The sequence below is a fragment of the Paenibacillus sp. Marseille-Q9583 genome (assembly GCF_976954365.1).
In genome coordinates, this window is the sequence record NZ_CDRJTB010000125.1 from 1 (window position 1) to 6,641 (window position 6,641).

Annotated in this window: 6 protein-coding genes; all 6 read right to left on the reverse strand. The window is 39.3% G+C overall.

Annotation, left to right across the window (positions count from 1 at the left end):
* On the reverse strand, positions 1 to 853 hold an 853-nt coding region (locus ACWNM1_RS29830; RefSeq protein ID WP_449603817.1), incomplete at its 3' end, for an SMI1/KNR4 family protein.
* A gap of 446 nt (positions 854 to 1,299) precedes the next feature.
* Complete coding sequence (locus tag ACWNM1_RS29835; protein ID WP_449603818.1) at positions 1,300 to 1,527, reverse strand: hypothetical protein; 228 nt, start codon at positions 1,525 to 1,527, stop codon at positions 1,300 to 1,302.
* A gap of 89 nt (positions 1,528 to 1,616) precedes the next feature.
* Positions 1,617 to 3,242, reverse strand: coding sequence for a DUF4179 domain-containing protein (locus ACWNM1_RS29840; RefSeq protein WP_449603819.1), 1,626 nt, complete (start codon positions 3,240 to 3,242; stop codon positions 1,617 to 1,619).
* Positions 3,220 to 3,810, reverse strand: coding sequence for an RNA polymerase sigma factor (locus tag ACWNM1_RS29845; protein WP_449603820.1), 591 nt, complete (start codon positions 3,808 to 3,810; stop codon positions 3,220 to 3,222). The genes ACWNM1_RS29840 and ACWNM1_RS29845 overlap by 23 nt, the downstream gene beginning before the upstream one ends.
* Before the next feature lie 148 nt (positions 3,811 to 3,958).
* Complete coding sequence (locus ACWNM1_RS29850; protein ID WP_449603821.1) at positions 3,959 to 5,245, reverse strand: amidase; 1,287 nt, start codon at positions 5,243 to 5,245, stop codon at positions 3,959 to 3,961.
* A 991-nt stretch (positions 5,246 to 6,236) separates the two neighbouring features.
* The coding region (locus ACWNM1_RS29855; RefSeq protein WP_449603822.1) for a hypothetical protein at positions 6,237 to 6,641 on the reverse strand (405 nt) is incomplete at its 5' end.

Consider the following 6,641-nt stretch of genomic DNA (forward strand, 5'->3'; position numbering starts at 1 on the left):
CTGCTAAAGAAGGCAACCGTTTAAGTACATCGAAATTAGTAATTTCATCCGCATGTATAATAAGTTCTTTAAGATTAACCATATGGGTTAAAATATCCAAAGATATTGCTCCGTATTTTTGAGCTTGATCAGCTCTAATAAATACCATTCTCTTTTTTTTCAATGTTTTTGAAGATACAAAACCACTCTCAACATCGTCTTTAAAATACTCTTCCCAAAATCCGCTTACAGGGATAAGGCTGTTCTCTTCGATATCCATTTTAGTCAAAGCCAAAATATCATCCAACAAACTTCCACTTTCACGGGATAATATGATTACATCATCTTCTTCACGAATACCAATACTACTATTTCTGAGGCTCGAATCGATAAATTCAAAGAAATGTCCCAAACTTTCCGCAATAACATATGAAAAACTAGAATTGTGATCTATCGTTATAATTTGCCCATAAACGCCCTTATCTCCGGGGTCTAAATCAATTGCCAAATATGAGCCTCCACCATCTTCGGCAAAAGGAATCCAGCCTTCTCTGTAGTTCCCATCTCTTATTAAATCTGGTTTGCTGGATATAATATCGTATGCTGATTCCAAAAGGGACTTCCAGTTGCTTACTATCGATTCAATGTTCATCCAACCAAGACCAGCCATAACGCCAAAAATCTGCTCTCCTTCTCCATTAGAATTCATGTATAACTTTCTGAAATCTTCTGGAAATTTGCAGTTCATCATGCTCTCAAAAAGGTTTATTTCTGATTCCTCAACTGCTGGATTCAGTAATTCCTCTACATTTGGTATATGCGATTTTAATGTCTCGATAAGTAAACACTCTTCTTTTTCATTAACTAATGACATATAGTGGCCCCCATTCTACAGAATCATAATAGTTTCAGTAAACGTCCTTGGTTGATCATCAATCATTTTGTTATGAATCATCTTCAACAGTTCCATCAATAATTAATTCTATCTTACATATGGAGCATCTATTTCCCGATTTAGCAATATCGTATCATGAATTTGTAAATATTGTTGTATTAAGTCATATAAAAAAACTAAGAGTCATCTTAGGGGTTAAACCCTATTTATGATACGTTTTCCCGCGTTTGAACTTCAACTATCCTGCCCGTTTGTTGAATAAAGGCAGCCGATCACATTGACTGACCGGCTGCCTTATCGTGTTTATTGAGCTATCGTTACCCGTCAGATCAATAAGAAAGAAAAACAGTATCCTCCTAATGTGACAGAAAAAGCTTTACTTTGATCGTTGATACAAGGATCAGAAGGTTCAGAAGTTCAACGAATTAACAAGCACAAGTAATGTCTTTTAAATTTCGTATAGCAATAGCATTTAGGCGAAGTGCTTCTACGATTGACTCTCTTGCTGCCAATACTTCAAACCTTTCACGGCTGCCAATAGGCAACCTGCAAAGAACTGCATCAATTCTTTTAAGTCTTTCTTTCAGAATTACTCTTTGCTTACGCAAAGCATTCAAAGCTCTTTGAATTTTTCTCTTCTCTGTAGCAGTCATAAACTACCACCTCTTTTCCTTTGTGATAGTATATGAAATGCGACAGAGCTCCTGTCTGCTTGTACAAACCGGAAGGTAAATGATTGATTTTACTGCTTTTTGCTAGCTTCCATGATAGGAACGGACCAATCTACATTGGTGTACAATCGGTTGACTATCGTGCGTATTAATTGAAGCTGATCAGGGATCTTGGTAAGGCCAGCAGCACGGAACTCAAAAAAATTCTTTTTGTTATTCGACTGCGATTCAACGATTACAATATAACCATCTTTCCATCCGGACCCATCAGTAGAAGAAGCTCCTCGTCCTGAGAGGGGATACTCTTTACCCTCAACGTCCTTAAATATCCACTCACTGTTCATAAATTCATTTCTCAATCTTCCGCTAAAATGTAATGAACCCTCCGTTGTTGATCCATTGGTATTAGGCGGTGATTCCACTGTAAAGTCATTTAACAACAACTCATCCCCATCAAATGCAAAGGGAATCGGATGTTCCTTCAACTTGGAAGGCTCAAATTGCACGCTCGAACCATCCTTCTCAGGAACAAAATATCCATCGAACACGAAAGTATATGGTGTATCCTGTGGTAAAGTTGGAAACGTATAGCTCCAATGCATTTGTCCAGGCTTATCACCTGGAATTGAAGAACTTGACATTACGAAACTCTTACTCGGAGATTTTCTAGGATTGACACTCTGAATCTCTTCTCCCGCGCTATTCTCAAAATGGAACTTCATCCCTTGCTGCTTCCATAGTTCACCAGGAGAACGACTCAATGCCTCTTCAATTAACTGCGTATCAAATTCAAAACGGACACCTTGTACCATATGCGTTAATCTTTTCAAGGTCACTGTTAAACCATCCGGAGAGGTGTAGCTCCCCATCAGTGGAGTTGAAGTCGTTTGTTTATTCGCTTCAGTCATATCCATCGAAAAATTGAAATTCCAATCTCCTTTAAGAGTAGGAATGTTCTTTCGTTTACTTCCCAATTCTGTAATATGACCTTCGATCGTAATTTGATTGGTTTGTAGTGGCTCCGAGAAATTAACGATCATATAGTAAAAATCATCGGTAAATCCCATATCGTATAATTCCCCTACAACCTTTGCTTGATCATCTTTTACTTGAATACGGTTTCCATCAGCAAAAACCAACCGTTTTCTGTCATGTTTTCCATTTGGGCCAAACAATTGTAATGCAATAATTACCCGTGTAGGATCTGCCACTGCTTCATCTATTTTTATTGTGTAGCCTTTATCCTTCACCTTAATATTAGGATGTTCTACCAACCCAAATTCTTGTGCTCGAAGAAGGCCTATGTCCATATTTTTTTTTACAAAAAGAGAACGTAAAGTCTCCGCTAACGAAGGTACGGAATACAAAATCACAGCACTCAGAACAATCAATAACAATGCCGCTCCCATGGCTAATCTCAGTGACTTAAGTATCTTCGGATTCTTTCGCTTCCTGTCAGGTACCGTTACATTCTCTGGTTCTACGAATTCTATTGAAGCCATAACTTGAGCAGTAAAAGAATCTGGCAGCTTCTCTTCAAACAACGCTTGCGACCACTCCTCTTGTTCTTCTAATAGTGTATGATAGATTAAATTGCAATGGGCACAAGCAGCGATATGATCAACTTTTTCAAAAGGTAGGGAGGCAGGTCTACTTAGGATGTATTGCTCGATCTCAAATGGACTTAAGCACTTCATCGCTCTTCACCTCCTGGTGTGTAATTAGCTGCTTCAAACGCTGTTTAGCCCGGTATAAATCGTTTTGAATCTTGCTTAATGGAACATCTAGAACCATACACATTTCTTCATAGCTTAAATCATTGGTATAACGAAGCAGTAAAGCCGTTCGATAATTAGATGGGAGCTTCTGCATCAGGTGAAGCAGCTCTGTTCGATGCTCCGATCGCATTAATTCTTCTTCTGGATTATCAGAGAGAGAATGTTCGGCATTGTCATCCGGCAAACTCGCTGTTGGTCGGTCTTTTTTCCACATATCCTTCAGTAAATTAGTCGCGATAGCATATAGCCACGCCGCAAAATTCTTATCCAAATCATGTGAGGCTAGCTTACGATAAGCTTTTATAAAAGTCTCCTGAGTGATGTCTTGCGCGTCTTGATGATCGGCCCCCATTCCTCTCAATAGGCCATAGATTTTATTCTTATATCGATTCACAAGATACGAATAGTCTTCCTTATGACCATCCAGAACGTTCAGGATCCATTGCCTTTCTTCCTCTTTTTCAACTTTCGGTACATGTCCCTTCACCCTTAAGCCTCCTTGAAGCACGATACTCTATAGACGATCCCTAACAGAAAAACTCTCACTTCATACAAAAAAAGTAGATCTTCAATTGTATTGAAGACCCACTCTATTATCTAACCTCGAACATGCCCCATCTGTAGCCCAAATAGGCTCACCCAAGCGCTAGTGATACAAGCCTACTCCAATATATAAGCTCTTCATCCTGCCCGTAAGCCCCGATACATTGAAATCCTATAGGCATGTTCTGAATAGTGGCTGAAGGAATACTAAGGGTTGGCGCTCCTGCATATGACCATACGGCCGTCATTCCAGCCCATCCTGTCCGTGTTCCCCACAATGGAGCAGTTCCTGCTTGAGCGGGTGATACCCAAATATCAACCCCCTCTGTCTTTTGAACATCCAGTAAATCATATCTCAATTTGATTTGTCCTCTACGATATCGCTCCAGTTCTTCCTCATTGATGGTTTGACCTGATTCAATACCAGCACGCATCGCCGAACCATAGTAATCTTTATATTTTTCAAATCGTACGGCATGCACTTGAGCCATTTCCCCTTGTACTAATCTCAACATTGCATCCCCATAGATGAAACTATCTTCCCATGGCATCTTAACCGTTTTTATGATGAAGCCCGCCTCTTCCAACTTCTTAATCTGGCTCCAAAAAGTATGTTTAGCGTCCTCTTCCAATAAAGTCATGAATCCCCCTTCTGGAATACCAAGCACGGGTTTACGGTTAGATTCGAAAGGCCTCCATTCCGAGATGAGTTCTGAAGAGATCCGCTCCATGCTAACCATATCCTGTGTGAAAAATCCCATCGTATCAAATGAAGGGGACATCAATTGAACCCCATCTAAAGGGATACGTCCATAGCTTGGTTTAAATCCAACAACACCACAGAAAGAAGCAGGTGCCATAACAGAACGCAAACTTTGTGTACCTATCGCAAATGGGCACATGCCAGTTGCAACTGCCGCAGCAGATCCTGCACTAGAGCCGCCTGGTGTATGATCCAAATGATGAGGATTACGAGTTGGGAGATGCCCGGCATATGCGAACTCTTCGGTCACCGTTTTGCCTGTGAACCATACTCCTTTTTGCCGCAGCTTTTTAATAAAACTACCTTCTGAACGTGTTAATTCCTGTGGAGGAAGTTTTGAACCGGCACGAGTGGGCAAGCCGTCTATATGAATTAGATCTTTAACTCCTACTGGAACTCCGTATAATGATGGTTTTGGGAGCTCATGATAGGTTTGTCTTAGCAGCGCTACTTCACTCATAATTCTATCTGTTCTTTTCTCTTCCGATACAAAAGCATGGATGTGAGGCTCCAACTTATCATAACGATCTAAATGCTGATTAAGGAATAGCTCGAGTGATGAGTCAATTGGCTCTAATCCTTGGAACTGTGTTAAAGAAGATGTATAGATATACATACCTAACCCCCTTCACAATTTACCGAACTAAGATCAATTGGCGATGATTGTATTTATTTGGAATAACTTCATGTTAATCGTAGTCCTTTGCTAAGGCAAGAAGTTTAATCACTACATACAAGGCGCACATAATCACTGCAATACCAGCGAATAAAAGAATAGTCTCCACTTGGACTCTATCAGCTGACGGACCGGTGCGATTCTTTTTGTTCGTCGCATGTGCTGAATGAAGCATGAAAACAGGTTTCTTAGATCGTTCCTTAGATTCTTAAGATCGTCACCGGTCAATAATAGGATCTTGCAATTATCGAATTGACGAATTCAATACGCATAAACGTCTCTTTTCATATAAGAAGTGCAGAAACAGCAGTTAGAGTCTGGAAACATTTTACGGTCCCGAATTCTCTCTTCTAAACTTAATTAACCCCATATAACAATTAAGGGAAGATCAAGTTTTTCGCTTAAGTACTGAAGATATACATCAGTCTGCTGCCAATCAAAAAATTGTCTATTAGTCGTACCTTCTAAATCTCCATCGACACGCATATGGACAAGCTTGATTTTTTCTTTGCGAATATGATAATCGTGAAGGCTACAAGCGCCGTCGCGACAATATCTACCCTACCCGATACATTGATAAAACTTCATCATAGTACTTACTCAGCTGCTCGACTAATATCAACCATATCCGCTTTATCTCCCCCAATGGGTACAAAAAAGCATGGAGACGATAGACATCAAACAGGTGTCTATCGTCTCCATGGCAAAATAAGCCCTAATGTTTATGAACTAGGTTTGTCCCAGTACAACTCCAACTCTGTCGAATCACTAACGACAAGAGAAAATTTGATTAATCATAACATAATATATTTACCACATTTACAGTTTTTCATCAATAAACTGCAATTTACAACAGAAAAATAATTTTATAGATTGAGTTTCTAAAACTATAATCTTTTAAGACCTTTTTAGAATGTCTCAAATATTATTCTCACTTTTCTTTACTTAAAAGATCAGCTATCTCTACCGCATTCTTATCTTTTAAATCCAGCATCTTTTCGCTATTACTATTTTTAATCAGAAATCCATTTTTGGCTTTAAGATCCATATAAAGGCTGAAATTGACAACTCCAGAATCAGCGTAAGTAACAGTCATTCGATAGGATGGTGGACCCACATCTACAGCCCCGCGTACTTTTTTAACAGTTCTTATAGCGTCTTCGAAGATGCGAATGCTTTCACTGTCAGTGTAAGTGATTTCCGTTGTTTCGGACACAAGACTAACGCTAACAATCTCTTGCGTCGGTTTGACTAATACAAAAACTAAAATCAATAGAATTATCAGTGAAATTGAAATGATGCTAATTTTTTTCATAACTACCTCCTTACTGAAGAA

Coding starts and splice junctions, on each gene's coding strand:
- ACWNM1_RS29835 (WP_449603818.1), bottom strand. CDS start 1,527: ATGACTGCTACAGAGAAGAGAAAAATTCAAAGAGCTTTGAATGCTTTG.
- ACWNM1_RS29840 (WP_449603819.1), bottom strand. CDS start 3,242: ATGAAGTGCTTAAGTCCATTTGAGATCGAGCAATACATCCTAAGTAGA.
- ACWNM1_RS29850 (WP_449603821.1), bottom strand. CDS start 5,245: ATGTATATCTATACATCTTCTTTAACACAGTTCCAAGGATTAGAGCCA.